The organism is Chitinophagales bacterium (genome assembly GCA_020635995.1).
Taxonomy (GTDB): Bacteria; Bacteroidota; Bacteroidia; order Chitinophagales; family UBA8649; genus JAFMKE01.
The window spans coordinates 40,662-64,862 of the sequence record JACJYS010000006.1 but is presented as its reverse complement, the minus strand read 5'-3'; the positions used below and the strand labels follow the sequence as shown (position 1 = coordinate 64,862).

Genomic DNA, 24,201 nt, shown 5'->3' with positions numbered 1-24,201 from the left:
TTAGGAGTTGAGGTTATAATGGGTCGCTGAAAACTTAGTGCGATTCTTTTGTAACTTTTCTTCTAAAGAAAAGTTAATGTAAAATACTTCATAGGTATCTTTACGGATAATCATAAGTTTTTTGTCTATGGTATTCCAATTAGCCAGTTGTCGGAAGGAATTTGTAGTTTGGCTACTTCTTTGCTTGAGGTATCCATCTTATTGGTCTAAGCCACCTAAAATCTCCCACGGGGTACTTTTCGGGCAACTATATTTGTTGACATTATAATTTCCGAATTAGCTCATTTTCAAATTTTCAAATTCTTTTTACCTCAAAATAAAAGACAAAATTATCTTTATAATTAAAAAAACAATGTTTACCTTTGTTTGTAATTAGTCTAATTATATATGAAAACAGCATCTCTATTTGCAGATTTGGATTTTAAAGAAAATAAACCTGCCGTTTCGGTATTACTACAAACAGATTTTACAAAAGAAATAAGAATAGCTTTTAAAGAAAACCAAGAGCTAAAAGAACACAAAACACCATATCCTATTGTAGTAGAAATAGTGGAAGGTGAAATAAGTTTTGGTGTACAAAACGAATCTCTAATTCTTAAAAAAGGCGATTTAATCAGTTTAAAAGGCAATATACCTCATAGCCTTACTGCTCAAAAAGAAAGTATAGTAAGATTAACGCTATCCATCTTAGATTCTGAAGAAAGAGTAAAAAACATTAACAAATAAACTAAATAAAACAAATGAGTGAGCAAATAATTGACAGCAAACAAGGACACTGGATTTTAGCTAAAATGGGAAAAAAAGTTCTTAGACCTGGCGGAAAAGAACTAACACAAAAATTAATAGACAACTTAAACATTACAAATGCAGATGACATTGTAGAATTTGCTCCGGGTTTAGGTTTTACAGCCAATATTGCTCTTCAAAAAAATCCTAAATCATACACGGGAGTGGATTTAAACAAAGATGCCGTAGCATTTTTAGAAAAGAAAATAACAGGCAAAAACAGAAAAGTTGTTGTAGGCAATGCATCTAACTCTAATTTAGACTCAGAATGTGCCAATAAAGTGTATGGAGAAGCCATGTTAACCATGCAAGCCGACCACCGAAAGTCGGATATTATTAAAGAAGCCTACAGATTGCTAAAAAAAGACGGATACTACGGCATACACGAATTAGGTCTTACGCCTAACACTATAGATGAAAATTTGAAAGCCGATATTCAAAAGCAATTAGCAAACGTGATAAAAGTAAATGCCCGACCGCTTACTGTAGAAGAATGGGAAAATCTACTAAAAAAAGAAGGTTTTTCTATTGTAAGTATAGAAACTAACCCCATGCTTTTGTTAGAACCATCAAGAGTAATAGATGATGAAGGCTTTTTTAGAACACTTAAAATAATGTTTAACATTATTACCCACCCAAATGAACGAAAAAGAATTTTAGCTATGAGAAAAACATTTAAAAAGTACAAAAATCACTTAAATGCCGTAGCTATTATTGCTAAGAAAAATTAAAATATCTTATTAAAATAGCAATTTTTACCCATAGTTAATGTAATGTTAAAAAGCTAAATTCAATAAATCAATATTGAATGTTATTTACTTTTGCGTCAGTTTTAAAACAAATGAAAGTTTATACATTTTTATTGGTATTAATTGCAAGTTTTTTCTTCCACGCAGAAACTACAAACATCTCATTAGCAGATAATTACAATGCCGCAACTGCCGGTAATTATACAATAAATTATACCGTTAATAATTGCTTTCTTTCTTATATTAAAACTACAGAAAATAACTTTTACGAAGTTTTTGGCGAAATAGCAGAACAAGAAGAGAAACTTATAAGCATAGCTTTACCTCTTCCACAAATTTTTGCCCACATTGATTTTAGTAAGCTCTCACTGAGCAAATTTCTTACCGATAATTTTTATACTTTTAAAAATAGCACCAGCACACTTGCCGGCATGCCTATTTTTATAGTACTCCAAGATTTTAGAATTTAAAATTCACTTAACACATTCTTATTTATAGTAAACATAGCTTGTTTACTGTAAGTATTGTTATGCATTTACGGCATATCAAATACTAATCCTATTAATTTTTTGAGGTTTCAAATTAAAACATAAACAAAATATTTATTAAACAAAATTGAAAAAAATGAACAAAACAATTTATTTCTTATTGCTGCTATTAGCAGTGTTTAGCAGTTGCCACTCAAAAGAAAAAAAGCATGAAGAAGTTATTCAGCTACCTATTACTACACCTTTGCTTACCGATACTGCTATAACTAAAGAGTATGTATGCCAAATTCATGCTATAAAACACATAGAACTTAGAGCATTAGAAAAAGGCTACTTGCAAAAAATATATGTAGATGAGGGACAGTTAGTGCCTCAAGGCAAAATGATGTTTAAAATAATGCCTAATGTATATGAAGCCGACCTGCAAAAAGCAAAAGCCGAAGCACGACTGGCTGAAACGGAATATAAAAATACAAAAGCTTTAGCCGATAGCAATGTAGTATCGCCTAATGAGCTTGCTTTAGCAAAATCTACCTTAGATAAAGCCAACGCTGAAGTACAACTGGCAAGTACACATTTAGGCTTTACAGATGTTAAAGCCCCTTTTACGGGTATTATGGATAGACTTCAAGTAAGAGAAGGAAGCTTACTTGATGAAGGAGAGCTATTAACCACTTTATCTGACAACAGCCAAATGTGGGTGTATTTTAATGTGCCGGAAGCGGAGTATTTAAACTATGTTGCTACACATAAAAATGCCGAAAAAGAACCTGTAAGTCTTATGCTGGCAAATGGCGATTTATTTAATCAAAAAGGAGTTATAGAAACTATAGAAGGAGAGTTTAATAATGAAACAGGAAATATTGAATTTAGAGCCGGTTTTCCTAATCCCGATAGAATTTTAAGACATGGACAAACAGGGAGTATTTTAATTAATACACCTTATAAAAATGCCCTTATAATTCCACAAAAAGCAACTTTTGAAGTGCTTGATAAAAAATATGTTTTTGTTGTAAACGAAGAAAACAAATTAGAACAAAGAGAAATTAGCATTGCTTACGAATTGCCTAACATTTTTATAATTAAAGATGGTTTAAGCAAAAATGATAAAATTTTATTAGATGGTTTAAGAAAAGTAAAAGACGGTGAAGAAGTTACTACCACCTTTTTAAAACCTGAAGAAGTCTTATCTAATCTACATTTAGACGCTGAATAAATTAATCAATTAAAAACCGAAACAAATGTTTAAACATTTTATAAAAAGACCCGTACTAGCTATTGCAGTATCGTTGGTTATTATGTTTTTAGGAGTACTTTCCATAAAAACATTACCTATTTCTCAGTTCCCGGAAATTGCTCCTCCAAGGGTTATTGTTACTATTGCCTATCCGGGTTCTAGTGCCGATGTATTAGTAAACTCTACACTTATTCCTTTAGAAAGAGCCATAAATGGTGTACAAGGCATGAAATATATAGTTTCTGATGCTACCAGTGCAGGGGAAGCTACCATACAAGTAATTTTTGAATTAGGAACAGACCCCAACCAAGCGGTAGTAAACGTAAAAAACAGAGTGGATCAAGTAATGAGCCGGTTGCCTCAGTTAGTACAATTGGAAGGTGTTATTGTATCGCGTGTGCAGCCAAGTATGCTTATGTACGTAAATGTATATAGCAAAAATGAAAATACCGATGAGAAATTCTTATATAATTATGCAAACGTTAATATCATTCCAGAAATTAAAAGGATTAATGGTATTTCAAGTGCTAAAATATTAGGTAGTCGCCAGTATGCTATGAGAGTTTGGTTAAATCCAGACAGAATGAGAGCTTACAAAGTTTCTACAGAAGAAGTAATGGATGCTATTAATGAGCAAAGTATCATTGCTCGCCCGGGTAGATTAGGAAGAAGTTCTGGTATTGAAGCACAATCGTTAGAATATGTATTAACTTATCAAGGTAGATACAATAAACCGGAACAGTATGAAGATATTATTATTAGGACTAACTCTGATGGAGAAATTTTAAGACTTAAGGATATAGCAAAAGTAGAATTAGGCAGTGAGTTTTTTGATATTTATTCTAACAAAGACGGACATCCTTCTGCGGCTATTGTGCTAAAACAAATATATGGAAGTAATGCCAGCGATGTAATAGCTCAAGTAAAAACCAAAATGAAAGAGCTGGAAAAATCTTTCCCTCCCGGTATGGATTACGAAATAAACTATGATGTATCTAACTTCTTAAATGCGTCAATAGAAAAAGTAATACACACACTTGTAGAAGCATTTATTTTAGTGGCTTTAGTTGTGTTTATTTTCTTAGGCGATTGGCGTTCTACTCTTATTCCTACATTAGCGGTACCTGTATCGCTGGTAGGAGCTTTTATTTTTATGAAAGCATTTGGACTTACTATAAATCTTATTACGTTATTTGCTTTAGTACTTGCCATAGGTATAGTGGTAGATAATGCCATAGTGGTGGTAGAAGCGGTACACGATAAAATGGAAAAAAATAATGTAGGACCATACCGTGCTGTACAAGAAGTATTAAACGAAATAGGTGGAGCTATCATTGCCATAACTTTATTAATGACTGCCGTTTTTATTCCTGTGGCATTTATGTCCGGTCCTGTTGGAATTTTTTACCGACAATTTTCTATTACAATGGCTTCCTCTATTGTTATTTCGGGTTTGGTGGCACTTACGCTTACGCCCGTTTTATGTGCTATGATTTTAAAAAATACTCACGGTCAACCCAAAAAGAAAACTCCTATCAGTTATGTTATTGATGGTTTTAATCGTTGGTTTGAAAAAGTAACAGGTCATTATACTAATATTTTAGAAAAAATATTAACCAGAAGATTACTTACATTTTTAATATTAGCTGCATTTGCCGCAGGTACAGTGTTTGTAAATAAAACCTTGCCGGCAGGGTTTATTCCAAGTGATGACCAAGGTATGATTTATGCTATTATTCAAACTCCTCCCGGCACTACATTAGAAGCTACTAATAAAGTAGCACGCCAGCTACAAGGTATAGCTGAAGAGATAGAAGGCATTCAGTCAGTATCTTCTCTGGCAGGATACGAAATACTTACCGAAGGTAGAGGTTCTAACGCTGGTACTTGTCTTATTAATTTAAAAGATTGGTCAGAGCGTTCAAAATCTGTAACTGAAATTATAGAAGAATTAGAAGAAAAAACAAAGGATTTTGGTGCTGTTATTGAATATTTTGAACCGCCTGCTATTCCGGGTTATGGTGCTGCCGGTGGTGTTTCTTTTAGATTGTTAGACAAAGGAAATAACACAGACTATCAAGAATTTGATAGACTTAATAAGGAATTTATGGCAGCCTTAGGTAAACGGAAAGAATTAACAGGATTGTTTACTTTTTATGCCGCAAACTATCCTCAGTACGAATTAGTTATTGACAATAAATTAGCTATGCAAAAAGGTGTTACCATAGGTAAAGCTATGGAAAACCTCAATATATTAATAGGTAGTACTTATGAGCAAGGTTTTATTAGGTTTAATAATTTCTTTAAGGTTTATACCCAAGCCGATCCAAAATACAGAAAATATCCAAGCGACATTTTAAATCTTTATGTAAAAAACGAAGAAGGCGAAATGGTGCCCTATTCTGCATTTATGAAAATGGTTAAAAAACAAGGACCTAATGAAATAACAAGGTATAACTTGTACAATTCAGCGGCTATTAGAGGCGTGCCCGCCAAGGGATATACCACAGGAGATGCCATTAAAGCAGTGGAGGAAGTGGCTAAAGAAACACTACCTCACGGCTATGATGTAGCATGGGAAGGTTTAGCTTTTGATGAAGCCCGAAGAGGAAATGAAGCTATTGTAATTTTTGGAATTGTGTTAGTGTTTGTTTATATAGTTTTAGCCGCCCAATATGAAAGTTTCATTTTACCTTTTGGTATTATTTTATCGCTTCCTGCGGGAGTTTTTGGTTCTTTCTTTTTGCTAAAAATATTAGGCTTAGCAAACGATATATATGCTCAAGTGGGACTGGTGATGTTAGTAGGACTATTAGGTAAAAACGCTGTATTAATTTTTGAGTTTGCCATACAAAAAAGGAACGAGGGCATGAGTATAAGAGATGCCGCCATTGAAGGAGCAAAAGTTAGGTTTAGACCTATTTTAATGACTTCATTTGCTTTTATTGCCGGATTAATACCTCTTGTAATAGCCACAGGTGCCGGAGCTATAGGAAACAGAACCATAGGAAGTTCCGCTTTAGGAGGTATGCTATTGGGTACAGTATTCGGAGTAATTATAATTCCCGGTTTATATTACATTTTTGCCAGTATTTCTGATGGTAAAAAATTAATTAAAGACGAAGATTTAAAACCTCTTAGCGAAGATTATAAATACAACGATTATGACACAGAGATAGAATTTGATGATAATGATAACCAAAATTAAAACAAAACAAAATGAGAATAACAATAAATAAGAGAATTGCTAAACAACTTACTATAATAGTCATTAGTTGTTTAACAATTCAATCATGTGCATTATTTAAAACGCCTCAAAAAGAAGCAGATACACGCCTGCCAGAGGCTTTTCAAGAAGGAAAAACAGATACTGTAAATTCAGCACAACTAAAATGGAATGACTTTTTTGAAGATCCTTATTTAGTTAATTTAATTGACTCTGCTTTAGCTAACAACAAGGAGCTTAACATTGTAATGCAAAAAATAAATATTGCCAACAATGAAGTAAAAGCAAGAAAAGGAGAATACTTGCCTTTTGTAAGTGCTAAAATAGGTGCCGATGTGGACAAAGTAGGTACATATACCCGAAATGGAGCCATTGAAGAAGGATTAGACATGGCAAATGGAAAAGAATTTCCTAAATTTTTAGGCAATTTTCAGTTTGGTTTGTTTGCATCGTGGGAGTTAGATGTTTATAAAAAACTTCGGAATGCTAAAAATGCAGCCGTAATGGAATATATGGCTACCATAGACGGAAAGAATTTTTTAACAACTAATTTAATCGCTGAAGTGGCAGACTCGTACTACGAGCTTGTAGCTTTAGATAATCAACTTAAAAATTTAGAAGAAAACATAAAAATTCAGCAAAATGCCTTAGATATGGTTAAGCAGCTGCAGCAGTCTGCCAGAGTAAATTCCTTAGCAGTAAAACGTTTTGAAGCAGAAGTAGAAAAAAATAAAAGTGAGTTATTTAGAGTAAAGCAAGAAATTACGGTTACAGAAAATAATATTAATTTTCTTACGGGTAAAACAAGTCAAACTATTTTAAGAAGTGATTCAAATTTTATAAGCCTTACGCCTAAAGTTATAGAAACAGGTATTCCATCTCAACTGTTAGAAAACAGACCGGATATTAGACAAGCAGAAAATGAGTTATTAGCTTCTAAACTGAATATAAAAGTAGCTAAAGCTAAATTTTTTCCATCATTTGGTATTCAAACAGGCGTGGGATATCAAGCATTTAATATTAAATATTTAATAAATTCTCCGGAGTCTATTTTATTTAATTTGGCAGGAGATATTATAGCTCCTTTAGTAAATTTTAATGCTATAAAAGCGGAGTATAAAACAGCTAATGCTAAACAAGTGCAAGCTGCTTATGAGTATGAAAAAACCATAATAAATGCTTATAGAGAAGTGGCTAACCAACTTTCAAATGTAGATAATATGCAAAGAAGTTATGAGCATCAAAATAGACAAGTAGGTTTACTTACAGAGTCAATTGATATTTCAAAACAGTTGTTCCAATCGGCAAGAGCAGACTATATGGAAGTACTTTTAACACAAAGAGATGCATTAGAAGCTAAGAACTCTTTAATAGAAACCAAAAAAGAGCAAATGAATGCAATGGTAAATTTGTATAAAGCCTTAGGTGGTGGATGGCAATAGTTATAAATGTTTTGTTTAAGGAAGAGGGCTTACCAAAATTTTGGTAAGCCCTTTGGTTTTTTAATAGATAGGGAGTGTAAATTATACCAATCCTAATCGGTAATCTATATTATACCAATTGTCAACAAAAAATAGTCTAATCTATTTTGTGTTTTACAATGGTAAATGTCGGTAGTATAATATATTTAGTACAATAAGGCGTAGCCGATATTGGACTATTATATATCCATAATCGGTATTAAAACTTAAGTAATTACGGTTAAAAAATTTTAAAGCATTTTTTTACTTAACAGGGTTAATTACATTTGCAGTTATGTTAAAATTTGCACATACCGAATATTTATGGGCATTGCTAATAGTAGTTGTAGTTATACTGCTTTTTGTAGCTTATTTAATAAGCCGAAATAAAAAGTTTAAAAAGCTGGGCGAATCGGACTTGGTAAAACAACTACGCATTACCTCCAGTACTACAAGAAAAACTATCAAAATAGTGTTAATGGTATTGGCAATTATTGCTTTAGTTATAGGTTGGGCAAATCCGTTAGTGGGCACAAAATACGAAACCGTAAAACGCGAAGGCATAGATGTATTTTTTGCTATAGATGTTTCAAAATCTATGAATGCACAAGACGTAGCTCCCAGTAGAATGTTAAAAGCTAAGCAGTTTGTTTCTAATTTAATAGACGAAATGAACAACGACCGCATTGGCTTAATAGTTTTTGCCGGAAATGCTTATTTGCAAATGCCCATTACAGTTGATTATTCGGGAGCTAAAATGTATCTAAAAACCATAAATACCAATATGGTACCACAGCAAGGTACAGATATTAGCGAAGCTATAGATTTAGCTCTTCAATCTTTTGATAAAGAAAGCGAAGGATATAAAACGCTGGTTATTATAACCGATGGCGAAAACCACGATGGCGATGTAGAAGAAAAAATAAAAGAAGCTAAAGAGCAAGGTGTTATTATACACACTATAGGCATTGGTTCAGAAAAAGGAGCGCCCATACCCGATGGAAAAAATGGACAATACAAAAAAGACAACGAAGGAAATGTGGTGCTAAGCAAGCTAAATGAAAATATGCTTAGAGATATTGCCAAACAATCGGGAGGAGTGTATTTGAATGCTTCATCGGTGCAGTCTTCTAAAGATTTATTAGCCACTTTAAGTGGGCAAAAAGGCAGACAAATAGACGAAAAAGTATTTACCAGCTTTAAAAATCATTTTCCTTTATTTTTAAGTATTGCTTTGGTATTACTTTTGATTGAAATTTTTATAAGTGAAAAAAAATGGGATAGTTTAGGATGGTAAAAAAGATATTTCATAGTATTTTATTTGTAGTAATTGCTCAGTTTTCTTTAGCACAAGGAGCTTATGGATATGTAAAACAAGGCAATAAAGAAATGAAGCAAAAAAAATATACCGATGCTGAAATTTCCTACCGAAAATCATTAGATAAACAACCCAATGCTGCAGTGCCACTATACAATATTGGCGTAAGCCAATACGCCCAAAATAACATGGAACAAGCTCAAAGTTTTTTTTCTAATAGTGCCGAAAAATTTGAAAATAAAGAAGATAAAGCTCATGCTTACCACAATTTAGGCAATAGCTACCTTAGTGAAAAGAAATATGAAGAAAGCATAAAAGCTTATAAAGAAGCTCTAAAATTAGTACCCAATGATATGGATACTAAATATAATTTAGCTTATGCACAATTAATGCTTCAAAAAGAACAACAACAACAACAACAGCAAAACCAACAAAACCAAGACCAGCAAAATAAAGACGATAAAAATCAAGATAAAAACGACCAACAAAACCAAGACGACAACGACAAAAAAGACCAAGATAAAGGCGACCAAAAGCAAGACCAAAAAGACAAGGGAGAGCAGGATAAAGACAAAAATGGGCAACAAGACCAACAAAACCAAGGCAAAAATAATGGCAAAGAAGAAGAACAACCTGCCCAACCTAAAGAAATGAAACTAAGTAAAGAGCAAGCAGATAAACTATTAAAAGCTCTTGAAAATGAAGAAAATAAACTTCAAGAAAAATTAGACAAAATAGAAGGAGAACCCGTTAACGTTATTATACAAAAAGATTGGTAATGAAACGTTTGTTATCCATATTATTCTCTTTTATGGCATTTGCCAACCTTGCTTTAGCACAAGCCAATTTTTATGCTCAAGCATCTTCTAAAACATCTACAGACGCCAACTATAAAGTAGTTTTTACCTTAGAAAATGCCAACGGTAGCAGATTTAAACCACCCAATTTTGAAGGTTTTAAAATACTAAGCGGACCCAACCAAAGCAGTAGTTACCAATGGATAAATGGAAAAACCAGCCAATCAATAAGCTACTACTACTATTTACGACCTATAAAAGAAGGAAATTTAACCATAGCAGGTGCAAGCATAGAAGTAGATGGACAAACTTTAACTACCAAACCTATAAATGTAGAAGTGGTAAAAGGACAAGAACCTACTACTTCTAACAATCATCAACAAAATAATACCAGAACACAGTCGTCTCAGCAACCGCAACCGCAACAGTCAGCTACTAATCCAAGTGGCGAAGACTGGAAAGAGCAAGCTAAAGACAATCTATTTGTTAAGGTTTATTCATCAAAAAACAATCCGTATGTAGGCGAACAAATATTTTTGTATGCTAAATTGTACCAGCGTATCAACACTTATGGTGCTCAATTATCTGAAGTGCCGGAAATGAACGGATTTTGGAAACAAGATATAAAAGTTAATACAGACGACTGGAAACCCGAAGAATATAACGGCAAGCAATATCAAACTTTAGTGATAGCTAAATGGGCTTTATTTCCTTTGCGTGAAGGAAAATTTACTATAGATCCACTTAAAATTAATTCGGTTATAATGGTAAGTGAACCAAGAACAGAGTCATTTTTTGGTTTTCAAATGCAAACCATGGGTTACAAGCAAGTGGAGTATAATTTTAGTAGCAATGCTTTTAATATCAATGTGCAAGCTTTGCCTTTGGCTAACAAACCTGCTAATTTTTCGGGAGCTGTAGGCAATTTTAGCATGATGGCAACATTAGACTCTTCAAAATTAGACGTAGGCAACCCCGCAAGCTTAAAAATAAACATTAACGGCAAAGGAAACATAATGGCTTTTAACGATATTGAGCCTGAATTTCCTAAAGCTTTTGAAGTTTACGACCCTCAAATAACAGAAAATATATCTCAATCCTCTAATTTTATAAATGGCTCTAAAAACTTTACCTATTTAATTGTACCTAACCAGCCGGGAGATTTTAAAATTCCTCCTGTAGAGTTTAATTATTTTGACTTAGAAAGTAAATCTTATAAACATTTATACTCTGATACTTTTAATATTCATGTAGAAGGAGAAGCTGTAGTACAACAAAATCCTACTAAAAATGCAGATGCTTTAGATGAAGATATTCACTACATAAAGTTGAATAATGATTTAACCAAAAGGAAGCAAAGTTTTTACGGTTCTAATTTATTTTATGTGGCAGCAGGAGCACCAGTTTTACTTTTTGGTTTGTTGTTTTTACTTGTAAAATATGTAGATAACAAAGAAATAGACTTAGTAGCCACCAAACGAAAAAAAGCACAAAAAGAGGCTTTAAAAAGATTAAAACAAGCTAAAATATTTTTAGACAAGCACGATAAAAAAGCATTTTATAACGAAATATTTACAGCTTTAAACTGCTATGTGAGTGATAAATTTAATATAACGCAAGCAGAACTAAATAAAGAGAGCATCACTCAAAAATTTGCGGAAAGAAATGTACCTGAATTATTAGCACAACAATTTATGGAAGTAATACAAAATGCAGAAATGGCACTTTACAGTCCGGCATCTGACCATAAAATGCAAGAAGATTATTTAACAACCAAAAACTGTATAGAAAATATAGAAAATGAGTTGGCTTAAACACCATATTTACTGCCTTAAGTTGAAAACAACAAAAAGTATTATAAAGAGCTTATTTATTTTTATAGCACTATTTTCTACTGCTTTTGCACAACAAAACACTTTTGAAAGTGCCAATAAAGCTTATGAAAATGAAAATTATACAACAGCCGTTGAGCAATATGAACAATTACTAAAAGAAGGGTATCACTCTGAAAATTTATACTATAATTTAGGCAATGCTTATTTTAAAACGGGAGAATTAGGCAAGAGCATTCTTTATTTAGAAAAAGCTCAAAAACTTGCTCCACGCAACAAAGATATACACCACAACCTCCGTTTTGCCTACGCCAGAACAGCCGATAATATAGAACCATTGCCCCATTTATTCTTTGTTAATTGGTGGTTTAGCTTGCTCAATTTCTTTTCAGCATCAAAATGGGCAGTTTTTGGAATATCATTGCTGTGGTTTTCCCTTATTTTGTGGGGATTATTTACTTTTTTTAAAGTCAAAAAAATAAAATTAGGTAGCCAATTATTTTTAAGTTTAAGTCTTGTTCTTTTGTTTTTAGCTTATCAAAAAAACAACTACGACAAGGAAAGCAACAGTGCTATTATTTTGCAAAAAGCCGTAAATACTAAAAGTTCGCCAAACCACAACGCTCAAGAGCTGGGCACTATACATGAGGGTCTGAAAGTAAGCGTACAAGATAGCGTAGATAACTGGTACAAAATAAAACTTCAAGATGGCTCCGAAGCGTGGGTTAAAAAAGAAGTATTAGCACTTATATAGTTTTTTTGTATTGTTTGAGAGTTTGGGTGGGTGTTTGAAGTTTAGTGTTTTTATAGCATAACTTTAGCCACCTAAAATCTCCCACGGGGGACTTTTAGATAGTTAGACAAATAGATTTATAGAGTTTGCTTCGTTCGTACCTTACTCGCAAAGACGCACTTGTGTGGTTCGTCTTTGCGAACGGAGTGAAGCAATCTTATTTGCCATTCAAGATGTTATTACCTTGAATTAACAGTTGGTATAATTTTGTTCAAAAGATAAAATTTACTACTTCTTTATATAATGGTCTATATTTCTTGAAGCGTGAAAAACACCGAAAATAATAATCATTTTTTCTTTATCCTTAACAACATAGTGAATTAAATATGAGAATGTTTTCGTGTTTAATATCCTAACATTTGAATATCGTATTTGATAAAACGGATTCACTTTGAGTATATTAATTGTATCCCTAATAGATTTTGTAAACCGAGCACCTAAACCTTTTTGCTGTTTATTGTGCCATTTTGAAGCATCTTTTATTTGTTGTTGTGCAAGAGGTGAAATAATTACCCTCATTATAAAGTCTTTTCAACTTCATCTATAAAGGAGTCAAATTCCATAAAAGAATTAGGATTTTCTTTAAGTGCTGCCTTTTGTTCTTTAACTAAATCTTTTTGCCATTTAGGCACATCACTAAACGTATTTAAACCTGGGAAACTTTCTACAATTTTTTCCCATTCTTCAATAGGAATATAAACTCCTGTAGTTTCTCCTTTCTTATTTGATATAAATTGAAACATCTTTTATGCTATTTGAGATATAATCAAAGTTACAGTTTTTTAATTAACTTTTCTACATAAACATTGGTTAATGTTAAAATGTATTCATGTGTTTAAATAAGCCTATTTTATTATTATAAAAAATTTTATCCACTTAATCATTTAAGGTATTATCACCTTGAATTTAATTTCAAAAAGTTCAGAATGCTTTTTACTGTAGAGATTACTCCGCTTGTACCTCACTCGCAAGAACGTGCTTGTGTGGTTCGTTCTTGCGAACGGAGTATTTTGGTTGTAGTGAAAAGGAAGCCGACTGTGGGGAGGTACATAGCAAACCTGACAGTTTAATAGCAATCAATTATTTCCACTAAAAAACTTTCCTTTTTTATTCTTTTAAAAAATCACTCAACTGATTGAAAAACAATAATTTAATCATTTACAAACGAAAACAAACGTATATTAAGCGAACACAAATGTTTAAAATACGAATAAAATTTTGAAGTGCGTTCATCTTTGCATCGTCAACAAATAATTAGTTAATCAATAAAAAATTAAAATTATGAACGCATTAAAAAATCAAGTACAATTAATCGGAAGATTAGGAAACGAAACAGAATTAAAATCTTTAGAGAATGGCAATAGCTTGCTAAATTTTTCTTTGGCAACAAATGAAAGCTATAAAGATAAAGAAGGCAACTTGCAAACTAAAACCGAATGGCACAGACTAGTGGCGTGGGGAAAAACAGCAGAATTAATTGATAAACTTTGTAAAAAGGGAGATGAGTTAATGGTGCAAGGTAAACTAACCCACAGAAACTATGAAAAAGATGGCGAAATTCGCTACATTACTGAAGTGCAAATAAACGAGTTTTTGGTATTGACAAAAAAGGTTGCTTAATTTATTAAAAGCTAAAGATTGCCTAAATTCGTTCGCAAAGGCGAACCCGTTCTTTACTCGTGCCACGACTTGGAGTCGTGGCACGAGTATGTTCCAAAGGATCGTCTTTGCGAGTGAGGTACGAACGAAGCCTACCTGCGGCAGGCAGGCAATCTCTACAATAACGGAAAAGTACTGTCAGGTTTTGTTATAAGTATATTATCTTTAAGGTATGCAATACCGACAAAAACAAGACAGATTTCAGTTAGAGTTTATCTGCTTAGACCAAATGGTAGCACCCGATAGCTTTGCCCGAGTAGTAGATGCCTTTGTAGATACGCTTGATGTTAAAGCACTCGGCTTTACCAACCATACGCTTAACACAGAAGGGAACATTCCCTATCACCCTACAGACTTAATTAAACTCTATCTTTACGGCTACAGAAACGGAATCCGTTCTTGTAGAAAACTGGCTCATGCTTGCATTACCAATATAGAAGTGATGTGGATGATTGGAAAACTACAACCCCATTTCAAAACCATATCCGACTTTAGAAAAGACAATCCTCAAGCCTTTAAAAACACATTCCGTCACTTTCTTTTAGTGCTGAAAGGTTGGAAATTGATAGAAGGTAAAGCCTTTGCTGTTGATTCCTTTAAAATAAGAGCACAAAACAGCTTGAAAAACAATTTTAACGATAAAAAAATAAAACGACATCTTGAATATATTGACCAAAAAATAGCGGAATATGAAGCTGCTTTAGATGAAGAACTACCGCAAAAAAAAGAAACCATTATCCAAGATAAAATCAAAGACCAAGAAAAGAAAAAGGAGAAATACGAAGCATTGCATAAACAACTTGAAGATACAGAAGACGGACAAATATCTACCACAGACCCCGATAGCCGAGCTGTAGTATTTCAGCGTACATCCGTTAAAGTAGGATACAACATTCAAGCTGCCTCTGACGATAAACACAAGCTCCTTGTAGCTTTTGATACAGGAGATGTAAACGACACACACCAACTGGCTAACGTTACAGAACAAGCCATGCAAAACACACAATCCGAGAAGTGTACCGTACTAGCAGATAAAGGTTATCATACAGGTATTCAACTGGATGAATGTGAAAAAATGAATGCCACACCTTTTGTTGCCCCCAAAGCCAATAGTGCTTCTGTTACCAATGATGTTTTTCCTGTAGAATCTTTTCTGTACAACAAAAAAGAAGATACCTATACCTGTCCTGCACAAGAAACCTTAACAACTAACGGAACTGTTTATACCCGAAAAAGCAAAAAGAAAGGAGCTAAAGATATAAAATTTAAACACTATACAACTACAGCCTGCAAAACATGCTCACTCAAAGCACAATGCACCAACAGAAAACAAGGAAGAATAGTACAACGCTCAGAATATCAAGATGCGATAGACCGCAACAAAAAACGGGTAGAAGCCAATGCGGCATACTACAGAGAAAGACAACAAATAATTGAGCATCAGTTTGGCACACTTAAGAGGCAGTGGCACTTAGACCACACCTTAGTTAGAACCAAAGAAAAGGTGCTTACAGAGATAGCCATAGCCTTTACGGTGTATAACCTTAGGAGAACTATGTCCATTTTTAACCCAATAGAGCTAATAAAACAACTAAAAGCCATAAAAACGGCTATTTTTTCATTTTTAAGCACCACATTTACCACAAAGCCTCACACAACAAAATCAACTCCTCACATTTTGTTTAAAAAACCTCTTAATTTTCAAAAATATATTTTATATTTACATTTGAAAATCCCGAGTTTTGTGGGTTAATGTACAGACTCCCGTTGTGCTTCAGGCAAAAAAAGAGACGAATAGATGAAAAAACATAGTGAAAGATGTAAAGAATGTAAAAAGAGAGTATTTGAATTGCTTGGGAAAATATATGGACAAGAAAATGTTTTAGAAAACTATAATCTTCAACTTCCAAACAAAGTAGAACAATTTAAACCCAATGACCTAAATCCAAATCTTGAAAATATATTTCATAAACTACAAGAATATAGAGAGTACAACGAATTCGTAAGGTCAAAAAGGCTTCCAAACGTAGATTATTTTGTGAAAGATAAATTTATTCTTGAATTTGATGAATCTCAGCATTTTACTAAACCTCGTCTTATTGCACTTAAAAACTATCCAGACAAATTATCACTTGGATATAAAAAAGAAAAATGGATGGAATTATGTGAAAAACTTAATAAAAAAGATAATGACCCCCCATTTAGAGATGAGCAAAGGGCGTGGTATGACACTTTGAGAGATTTTGCACCAATTTTTCTTGGCATAAAACCAACTATTAGACTATTTGTTTCTGACTATGTTTGGTGTTCTCTTGATGCAAACAAAAAGGAAGATGTTGAAACATTTAAAAAAATAATTGGACAATAAATGAATTATAAAACAACTGTGGTAAAAAGCAATCCTGAATATGTGGATAAATTGCTACTTCTCTCAAATAAAAATAGAGACGGTCTTTACAAAACAACTGATGATGAAATTGTTCAATTGAAAATTGATTCAAAAGGTTTATTACTATGTAATTTTATTAAAAATGGAATAATAAATAGTAAAAACTATTCTTTAAGAAAAATTGGAATTGATTTTTTAGGAAAAAAAGACCCATCGGTTGAAAGCGTATTAAAATACTTAATAAAACCAGAAATGGAGATTGAACGAGTTTTTAATAGTATTCGATTCAAATATCTTCAAAGCATATACAAGTCTAATATAAAAAATCCTTCTGAAAAAATTAGTGCTGATTTTAATAAAGCATTTCAGTCATTTGCAGGGATTAAAATATATCAAGGTAATACTAAAAAAAGGGTGGATAATGATACTTTTTGGATTAATGCAGGTTTTTCAAAAAGAGCAAAGGATGAAATTCTGTTTAAAAAAGATTTTGAAGAATTAGAATTTATCATTAATTATTTGAGACAGTTGGACATAGAAAATTACAATCGGATTTATGCAGAATTAATAGCAATAAAACCTGGATTTCATGAAATATATATCCACGATAATTATTTTGATAGTAATGAATCTTTAAGAAAAGAGCCTGAAAATAAAGATTCTTATAGAGATATTGTATTTAAATCATTACGTGGTTTTGGAGATGTAGATAGGATTTATCTTGACAAACTGAAACCAAACGAAATAAACAGAAGGAACTATTTTAGTTATGCACCTTGCAATTTTACAGAAGGACCATTTGTCTTTCGAAAAAGAAACAATGTATCGTATTTTAATGAAATTCAAAAAATACAGCAAAAAGCAGAACTAAAAAACCTTAAAGAGAATTTTCATATTCTTGATTATTATCATAACAAACCTACGTCAAAAAAGGAACTTGAAAAATTGTTAGAAGAAGCAGAGCAATTTAAAAAATATATGAATAATTAAAACCCCGAAAGCATAACAAAGCATAAAAAACAATAGTCAAAACAGGAGTAAATATGATCATTGTAGCCCGCGTAAAATTTAGTAACAACTTAAAAATTAGAGTTCAGTAGTCCACTACTATTCTTATACAAACCGTCAGACTGTGCAATAACCTACACACTGCAATGTGGACAAGTTTAAAAGAAAAGGTATATCTTGGGTATAAGTATATTATCTTTAAGGTATGCAATACCGACAAAAACAAGACAGATTTCAGTTGGAGGTTACCTGCTTAGACCAAATGGTAGCACCCGATAGTTTTGCCCGAGTAGTAGATGCCTTTGTAGATACGCTTGATGTTAAAGCACTCGGCTTTACCAACCATACCCTTAATGCCGAAGGAAACATTCCCTATCACCCTACAGATTTAATTAAATTATATCTTTACGGTTACAGAAACGGAATCCGTTCTTGTAGAAAACTGGCTCATGCTTGTATGACCAATATAGAAGTGATGTGGATGATTGGAAAACTACAACCCCATTTCAAAACCATATCCGAATTTAGAAAAGATAACCCCCAAAGCCTTTGCTGTAAATTCCTTTAAAATAAAAAATCCTCTTGCTTTCAAGAGGATTTTTAAAATATCTATAATTTAATTATAGTGTTAGCATTATTTGTGATTATGTCCACTATGGTCATCTGTTTTTTCCGCTTTTTCTGCTTTCTTAGTAGCTTCATAAGCCGACCATTTTTCTTGTTGCTCTTTAGTCAATACACTTTTAATCATGTCTTTTCTTTCAGCGTTAATTTTTTTCATCTCTTCTTTTCCTAAAGCTTTGCTGTCTTCATTTTTTACACTATTATATTTTACATACACAGCTCTAAGTTTTTCATTTTGTTGCTTGTTAATGTCTGCAATTTTTGATTGTTGACCTGCCGTTAATGCAACTACTTCATTTAACTCTGCTATTCTTTTATCTTGTTTTTCTAAGAATGCAGCTTCTTTACTTTTCAAATCATCATCAGATTTTTGATGTGTAGTTTTTACTTCGCTTTTTTGTGCTTGGGCATTAGCAAAAGAGAATCCTGCTACAAATAAGCCCATTAATACTATTAGTTTTTTCATTTTCTTTTTATTTATTTGAGCATAAATATATCAATATTTTAGTAAAATAAAAGTGAAAAAATTAAAAAAGCCGTTTTTATTTTACAAAAACGGCTTTTCCTTACAATTTTATAACTATAATTAGCTTTGCTGTGCTTTAAATTGTTTTACAGCTTCTACTAATTTAGGCACTACTTCAAAAGCATCTCCTACTATTCCGTAGTCTGCTGCTTTAAAGAACGGAGCTTCAGGGTCGTTATTTATTACTACCATCACTTTACTTTGGTTTACCCCAGCTAAGTGCTGTATAGCTCCAGAAATTCCTATGGCAATGTATAAATTTGGTTTAACAGTTGCCCCTGTTTGACCCACGTGCTCGTGGTGAGGACGCCATCCTATATCCGATACCGGACGAGAACAAGCTGTAGCGGCACCCAATGCATGAGCTAAATCTTCTATCATTCCCCAGTTTTCCGGTCCTTTTAATCCTCTACCTGCACTTACTACTATTTCTGCTTCTGTTAAAGGCACTTCTCCTTCTACCGTTTCTACGCTAAGCACTTTTGAAGCAAAATCTCCGGCACTTACACTTGTGTTAAATGCTTCTACACTTGCTGTAGTATCAGATTTTTGAACTTGAATAGAGTTTGCCGATAAACCTATTACTTTTTTATCGGTATTAAAACCATAAGTGGCATAAGCTTTACCGGAAAATACACTTTTTGTTACCGTACCATTATCTACTAAAGTAGATGCACCCGGCACATATCCTGCTTTTAATTTTACGGATACTCTTGGTGCTAAGCTTTTTCCATTTTGATTAAAAGGAATAACTACCGTTTTAGCACCTATGCTTTCCGCTGCTTCGGCTATTACTTTTGTAAATGCTTTTGAATCAAAATTATTGAATGCTGCATTATTAACTTGAAGCACTTTTTTTAAGCCATAATTACCTAAACTTTCTAATCCGCTTCCTTCGCCTAAAAATAGTCCTATGGCATCGCCACCTTCTTTAGCGGCTACTTGGCTACCATAGTATGCTGCTTCTAAACTTGCTTTTTTTGCTTCTCCGTTTGATTGATCTATATATATTAAAACTGACATTTTTTATTTTATTTTGAGGTTATATAACTTTTGCTTCTTCGTGAAGTAATCTTACTAATTCGGCTACATTGTCTGCATCTACTAACTTAACACCACTTTTAGCCGGTGGTAAATCGTATTTTTTTATTTCTACTAATGCACCATCACCATTTGGTTCTACTACGCTTAATGGCTTAGTACGGGCTTGCATTATTCCTCTCATGTTAGGAATACGTTGCTCTGCTAAACCTTTTTCTGCACCTACTACTAATGGTAAATTAGCTTGTACTTTTTCTACACCGCCTTCTATTTCCCTTGTTAAAGTGGCTGTAGTACCCTCTACTTCTAAAGTATTAACTAAACCAACATAACCTAAATCTAAAAATTCAGCTATCATGCCACCCACTTCAGCACCGTTGTAGTCTATAGTTTCTTTTCCGGTTATTATTAAGTCAAAACCTTTGTCTTTAGCATAAGTAGCTATTTGCGAAGCTACAAAATAAGCATCTGAAGGCTCTGCATTAACTCTAACGGCATCATTTGCTCCTATGGCTAATGCTTTGCGTATATATTGGTCATTATCTGCACCGCCTACATTAATTACGGTAACACTGCCACCATTTTTTTCAACTAATTCAACGGCTCTAACTAAAGCATACCACTCATCGGTAGGGTTTAAAATAAATTGAACATTATTGGTATCAAATTTTGTATTGTTGTCAGTAAAGGCAATTTTTGCCGTAGTATCAGGCACTTTACTTATAGGAACTAATATCTTCATAAATTTTTATTTTTTTGTGGTGCAAAAGTAAGAAATTTATCACTTATTTTCAATAATCAAACAAACGTTTGGTAAAAAAGATTGTTAAAGATTAAAAAACCTTGTGTTTATTAATAAAATTTCATTTCTTTTAGGCTTAACTAATGAAATAGGATAGTGTATTATATCGCTTTGTTTCTATAAATATTTTTAATACATTTGCTTATAGAGTTTAATTGTTTTTATACTATGAATAAAAAAAATGTATTACTAATTAGTTTTTTATTGCTATGTATTTTTTCTTTTGCTCAAAAAAAGGAAAAATTAAAGTTTAATAATGCTGAGTATTTTGGCGAAGTAAAGGACGGAAAACGGCAAGGATATGGAAAATGTACTTTTGACGATGGCGGTATTTATGTAGGGGAGTGGCTTGACGATAAACGACAAGGGAAAGGTACTTACGATTTTCCTAATGGAGATAAATATACTGGCGATTTTAAAGATGATATGATGCACGGCAATGGCGTATATACTTATAGCAATGGCGATAAATATGTGGGTTCTTTAATAAACGGTGTGGTGCAAGGCAAGGGCGTTTGTTATTACTTAAATGGCGATACGTATGAAGGTTCTTGGATAAATTTTAAGAAAGAAGGCAAAGGAATTTACACCTATAGAAATGGAGATATTTACGAAGGACAATGGTACAATAATGTAAAAAATGGTCAAAGTGTTTTTACTTATTATAATGGAGATAAATACGTAGGTGAATATAAATCTGGAGCAAGGACAGGAATGGGTACTTTTACGTGGGAAGATGGAGTTAAATATGAAGGGCAATTTTTAGACGGAAAAATGCATGGGAAAGGCAAATATTATTTTGGCAATGGCGATATTTATGAAGGTAGATGGCTGGATAATAATAGAGAAGGCAAAGGCAAATACATAAAAGCCGATGGAACAATTATAAACAAAAATTATAAAGCAGGAGTGGAGCAATAGATGTTAGCATCATTTTATAAAGAAAACAGTATAGAGGCAGGTTGCGATGAAGCGGGAAGAGGTTGTTTAGCTGGGCCAGTGGTGGCAGCGGCAGTTGTTTTACCTACAAATTTTTCTAATGAAATGCTTAACGATTCTAAACAAATAAATGAGAAAAACAGAAATTTACTTAGAACAATAATAGAACAGCAAGCTTTAAGTTATGCCGTAGCTTTTGTGGATAATGACAAAATAGATGAAATAAACATTCTTAAAGCATCAATATATGCTATGCATTTAGCTTTAGATAAACTAAAAATACAGCCGGAGCATATTATTATAGATGGCAATAAATTTTATCCTTATCAAAATATACCTTTTAAAACCATAGTAAAAGGAGATGCTAAATATGCTTCTATAGCAGCGGCATCTATATTGGCTAAAACATATAGAGATGAGTTTATGTTAGAGCAAGCTAAAAAATACCCTAATTATTTGTGGGAAAACAATAAAGGCTATCCTACAAAGGCACACCGAGAGGCTATAGCAGAGCATGGTGCTTGTCCATTACACCGCAAATCTTTTAGGCTGTTAAAAGATGAACAAATGGAGCTGTTTTAGTTTTATTGAAGTATTTTTCTTAGTTTATTAGGTTTTTGTCTAACATCCCAAATACACAAAATATTATGACTATCTGTAAAGATACCCATGAAGTATTTTACATTAACTTTTCTTTAGAAGAAAAGTTACAAAAACTTGTCCGCCCTTTGGCGGAGAATCGCACTAAGTTTTCAGCGACCCATTATAACCTCAACTCCTAAAAATCAAAAACTCATCACTCCGTTCTTCAAACAGTTTAATTTTTTACGGAGTTTTCGGTTAATGGGTGCCCCACTTGCAAACTTAAAGTGCACTTTTTATCTGACCTTAATCAAAAATACGTTAAGAAATGATGTAAAACAGACATCAACTATAAGTGGTTTTTATAAAAATACGGATAGACAAATTAGTATGCTCCTACGAGTGAAAATACTTTAGGAAAACTAAAATTGAGCATACATTAATTTGTCCTCGTCTGTTTTATAGCATTTTAGTATTTTTGATTACAGTCTTGATTTTTTGTTACTTTTGTATCAAGACAAAAGTAAAAGACCACAAACTGTAATTCAAATTACTTAAACGTCCCAAGATGCTATCTTAGAGCATAAATCATTGGTATAACAAAATATTTTGCATTTGCATAGTATTTAACATTTAATTAATTAAACTTAGTCCTCTACATTATTTTATTTCTTTAAATTGCAACCATGAAAAAAACATTATTACTTACAATTATTGCGTTGGCTAATAATTTGGTATTTAGCCAAATAGATATACAAGGGCATAGAGGAGCAAGAGGTTTATATCCCGAAAACAGTATAGAAGGCTTTATACACGCTTTGCAGTTGGGCGTTAATACTTTAGAAATGGATGTGGTAATTTCTGCCGATGGCAAAGTAGTGGTTAGCCACGACCCATATATAAATGCAACTTTTTGTACCGATACGGCAGGGCATACCATTGAAAAAAGTAAAGAAAAGGATTTTAATATTTACAAAATGACTTATAATCAAATAAAGAAATGCGATTGTGGTAGTGTACCTCATCCCAATTTTCCGAACCAAAAGAAATTAAAGACATATAAACCATTACTTAGCGAAGTTATGGATACCGTTGAAGCTTTTATTAGAAATAATGGGTTTTATCCTGTTAAATACAATATAGAAACCAAATCGGAAGTTGCATTAGATAATATTTACCAGCCCGAACCAAGTGTTTTTGTAGAGGCATTAATGGCTGTAATAAAAGATAAAAAAATAGAAGATAGAGTAATTATTCAGTCGTTTGATAAAAGAACTATAGAATATTTGCATCAAAAATACCCCAATATTAAAACAGCGTTGTTAACTGTTTTTTCTGCTAAAGCTAAAAAAGAAATTAAGCATTTGAATTTTATACCCAATATTTTAAGCCCTAATTATAGAAGTGTAAACAGAAGGTTAGTTTTATATTGCAAAAAGAATAAGATTGAATTAATACCGTGGACAGTAAATAATGAAAAGGCAATGAAAAGAATGATAAAATTAAATGTTGATGGAATTATTACTGATTATCCGAACAAGCTAATTGAATTTTTAAAATGAGCTTCACTTCGTTCGTAAAGACCGAACCGACACAAGTGCGTCTTTGCGAGTGAGGCACGAACAAAGCAATCTAAAAACTATACCAATTGTCAACACAAAATAGTCTAATCTATTTTTGTGTTTTACGATGGTAAATGCCGATATAGTAATACATATAGTAAAATAAGGCGTAGCCGACATTAGACTATTATATATTCATAATCGGAATTAGGAAGCTTGCTACTTTACTTGAGGAATATTATTATTCATCTTACGGTGCGTGAAATGAATTAATAAGATTAATCAACGATTGGTTATTCGAATGAAGTACTATTTCCTTCAAAAAAAGTTCATATGAAGAATAATCTTCTTCAAAGTCAGAACCTCGTAATGGAATTGTGATT

General features: G+C 32.7%; 23 protein-coding genes. 18 read left to right on the top strand and 5 right to left on the bottom strand.

The features are described 5' to 3' along the window. The first annotated feature begins 387 nt into the window (after positions 1-387). The 10 genes from H6578_09580 (at position 388) to H6578_09535 (ending at position 12,647) form a co-directional block, all read left to right on the top strand. On the top strand, positions 388-726 hold the full coding sequence (locus H6578_09580) for a cupin domain-containing protein (protein MCB9227402.1): 339 nt from the start codon (positions 388-390) through the stop codon (positions 724-726). Positions 727-740: 14 nt separating this feature from the next. Further along, entirely contained in the window at positions 741-1,517 is a 777-nt protein-coding gene (locus H6578_09575; protein ID MCB9227401.1) for a methyltransferase domain-containing protein, read from the top strand. A 110-nt stretch (positions 1,518-1,627) separates the two neighbouring features. Continuing rightward, the gene (locus H6578_09570; protein ID MCB9227400.1) at positions 1,628-2,005 is read left to right on the top strand and encodes a hypothetical protein; all 378 of its coding nucleotides are present in this window, start codon (positions 1,628-1,630) and stop codon (positions 2,003-2,005) included. Positions 2,006-2,159: 154 nt separating this feature from the next. Continuing rightward, positions 2,160-3,239 (top strand): efflux RND transporter periplasmic adaptor subunit, encoded by a 1,080-nt coding sequence (locus H6578_09565; GenBank protein ID MCB9227399.1) that lies wholly within the window; start codon positions 2,160-2,162, stop codon positions 3,237-3,239. Between the two features lie 25 nt (positions 3,240-3,264). Continuing rightward, positions 3,265-6,468, top strand: coding sequence for an efflux RND transporter permease subunit (locus H6578_09560; protein ID MCB9227398.1), 3,204 nt, complete (start codon positions 3,265-3,267; stop codon positions 6,466-6,468). An 11-nt stretch (positions 6,469-6,479) separates the two neighbouring features. Then, positions 6,480-7,928, top strand: a complete 1,449-nt coding sequence (locus H6578_09555; protein MCB9227397.1) for a TolC family protein — start codon at positions 6,480-6,482, stop codon at positions 7,926-7,928. Between the two features lie 313 nt (positions 7,929-8,241). Continuing rightward, entirely contained in the window at positions 8,242-9,243 is a 1,002-nt protein-coding gene (locus H6578_09550; GenBank protein MCB9227396.1) for a VWA domain-containing protein, read from the top strand. Then, complete coding sequence (locus tag H6578_09545) at positions 9,237-10,043, top strand: tetratricopeptide repeat protein (protein ID MCB9227395.1); 807 nt, start codon at positions 9,237-9,239, stop codon at positions 10,041-10,043. The genes H6578_09550 and H6578_09545 overlap by 7 nt, the downstream gene beginning before the upstream one ends. Further along, positions 10,043-11,875, top strand: coding sequence for a protein BatD (locus H6578_09540; GenBank protein ID MCB9227394.1), 1,833 nt, complete (start codon positions 10,043-10,045; stop codon positions 11,873-11,875). Before H6578_09545 ends, H6578_09540 begins: the two co-directional genes overlap by 1 nt. After that, complete coding sequence (locus H6578_09535) at positions 11,862-12,647, top strand: SH3 domain-containing protein (GenBank protein MCB9227393.1); 786 nt, start codon at positions 11,862-11,864, stop codon at positions 12,645-12,647. Before H6578_09540 ends, H6578_09535 begins: the two co-directional genes overlap by 14 nt. Positions 12,648-12,914: 267 nt before the next feature. Here H6578_09535 and H6578_09530 read toward each other — a convergent pair whose 3' ends face one another. Continuing rightward, complete coding sequence (locus tag H6578_09530) at positions 12,915-13,205, bottom strand: type II toxin-antitoxin system RelE/ParE family toxin (protein ID MCB9227392.1); 291 nt, start codon at positions 13,203-13,205, stop codon at positions 12,915-12,917. Next, positions 13,205-13,429 (bottom strand): hypothetical protein, encoded by a 225-nt coding sequence (locus H6578_09525; GenBank protein MCB9227391.1) that lies wholly within the window; start codon positions 13,427-13,429, stop codon positions 13,205-13,207. The genes H6578_09530 and H6578_09525 overlap by 1 nt, the downstream gene beginning before the upstream one ends. Positions 13,430-13,967: 538 nt before the next feature. Between H6578_09525 and ssb the strand changes: the two genes are divergently transcribed. The 5 genes from ssb (at position 13,968) to H6578_09500 (ending at position 18,310) form a co-directional block, all read left to right on the top strand. After that, entirely contained in the window at positions 13,968-14,306 is a 339-nt protein-coding gene (gene ssb, locus H6578_09520; GenBank protein ID MCB9227390.1) for a single-stranded DNA-binding protein, read from the top strand. A gap of 211 nt (positions 14,307-14,517) precedes the next feature. Further along, on the top strand, positions 14,518-16,098 hold the full coding sequence (locus H6578_09515; GenBank protein MCB9227389.1) for an IS1182 family transposase: 1,581 nt from the start codon (positions 14,518-14,520) through the stop codon (positions 16,096-16,098). 45 nt (positions 16,099-16,143) lie between these two features. Continuing rightward, positions 16,144-16,713, top strand: coding sequence for a hypothetical protein (locus H6578_09510; protein ID MCB9227388.1), 570 nt, complete (start codon positions 16,144-16,146; stop codon positions 16,711-16,713). After that, positions 16,714-17,724 (top strand): hypothetical protein, encoded by a 1,011-nt coding sequence (locus tag H6578_09505; GenBank protein MCB9227387.1) that lies wholly within the window; start codon positions 16,714-16,716, stop codon positions 17,722-17,724. Between the two features lie 223 nt (positions 17,725-17,947). Next, a complete protein-coding gene (locus H6578_09500; protein MCB9227386.1) occupies positions 17,948-18,310 on the top strand; it encodes a transposase in 363 nt (120 codons plus the stop codon). A 66-nt stretch (positions 18,311-18,376) separates the two neighbouring features. Here the strand turns inward: H6578_09500 and H6578_09495 are convergent, their stop codons facing one another. The 3 genes from H6578_09495 to H6578_09485 all read right to left on the bottom strand — a co-directional run bounded on the left by H6578_09495 (position 18,377) and on the right by H6578_09485 (position 20,675). Then, positions 18,377-18,832, bottom strand: a complete 456-nt coding sequence (locus H6578_09495) for a hypothetical protein (protein MCB9227385.1) — start codon at positions 18,830-18,832, stop codon at positions 18,377-18,379. A gap of 120 nt (positions 18,833-18,952) precedes the next feature. Then, positions 18,953-19,915 carry an electron transfer flavoprotein subunit alpha/FixB family protein gene (locus H6578_09490; GenBank protein MCB9227384.1) on the bottom strand — a complete coding sequence of 321 codons (963 nt, stop codon included), beginning with the start codon at positions 19,913-19,915 and terminating at the stop codon, positions 18,953-18,955. Positions 19,916-19,934: 19 nt separating this feature from the next. Beyond that, positions 19,935-20,675 (bottom strand): electron transfer flavoprotein subunit beta/FixA family protein, encoded by a 741-nt coding sequence (locus H6578_09485; protein MCB9227383.1) that lies wholly within the window; start codon positions 20,673-20,675, stop codon positions 19,935-19,937. Positions 20,676-20,903: 228 nt separating this feature from the next. On the opposite strand from H6578_09485, the gene H6578_09480 reads away from it, so the two are divergent. From H6578_09480 to H6578_09470, 3 genes are all read left to right on the top strand, one after another. Then, positions 20,904-21,656 (top strand): hypothetical protein, encoded by a 753-nt coding sequence (locus tag H6578_09480; GenBank protein ID MCB9227382.1) that lies wholly within the window; start codon positions 20,904-20,906, stop codon positions 21,654-21,656. Next, on the top strand, positions 21,657-22,256 hold the full coding sequence (locus H6578_09475; GenBank protein MCB9227381.1) for a ribonuclease HII: 600 nt from the start codon (positions 21,657-21,659) through the stop codon (positions 22,254-22,256). It abuts the gene before it with no gap. A 686-nt stretch (positions 22,257-22,942) separates the two neighbouring features. Then, on the top strand, positions 22,943-23,818 hold the full coding sequence (locus H6578_09470) for a glycerophosphodiester phosphodiesterase (protein MCB9227380.1): 876 nt from the start codon (positions 22,943-22,945) through the stop codon (positions 23,816-23,818). The last annotated feature ends 383 nt before the right edge of the window (positions 23,819-24,201 follow it).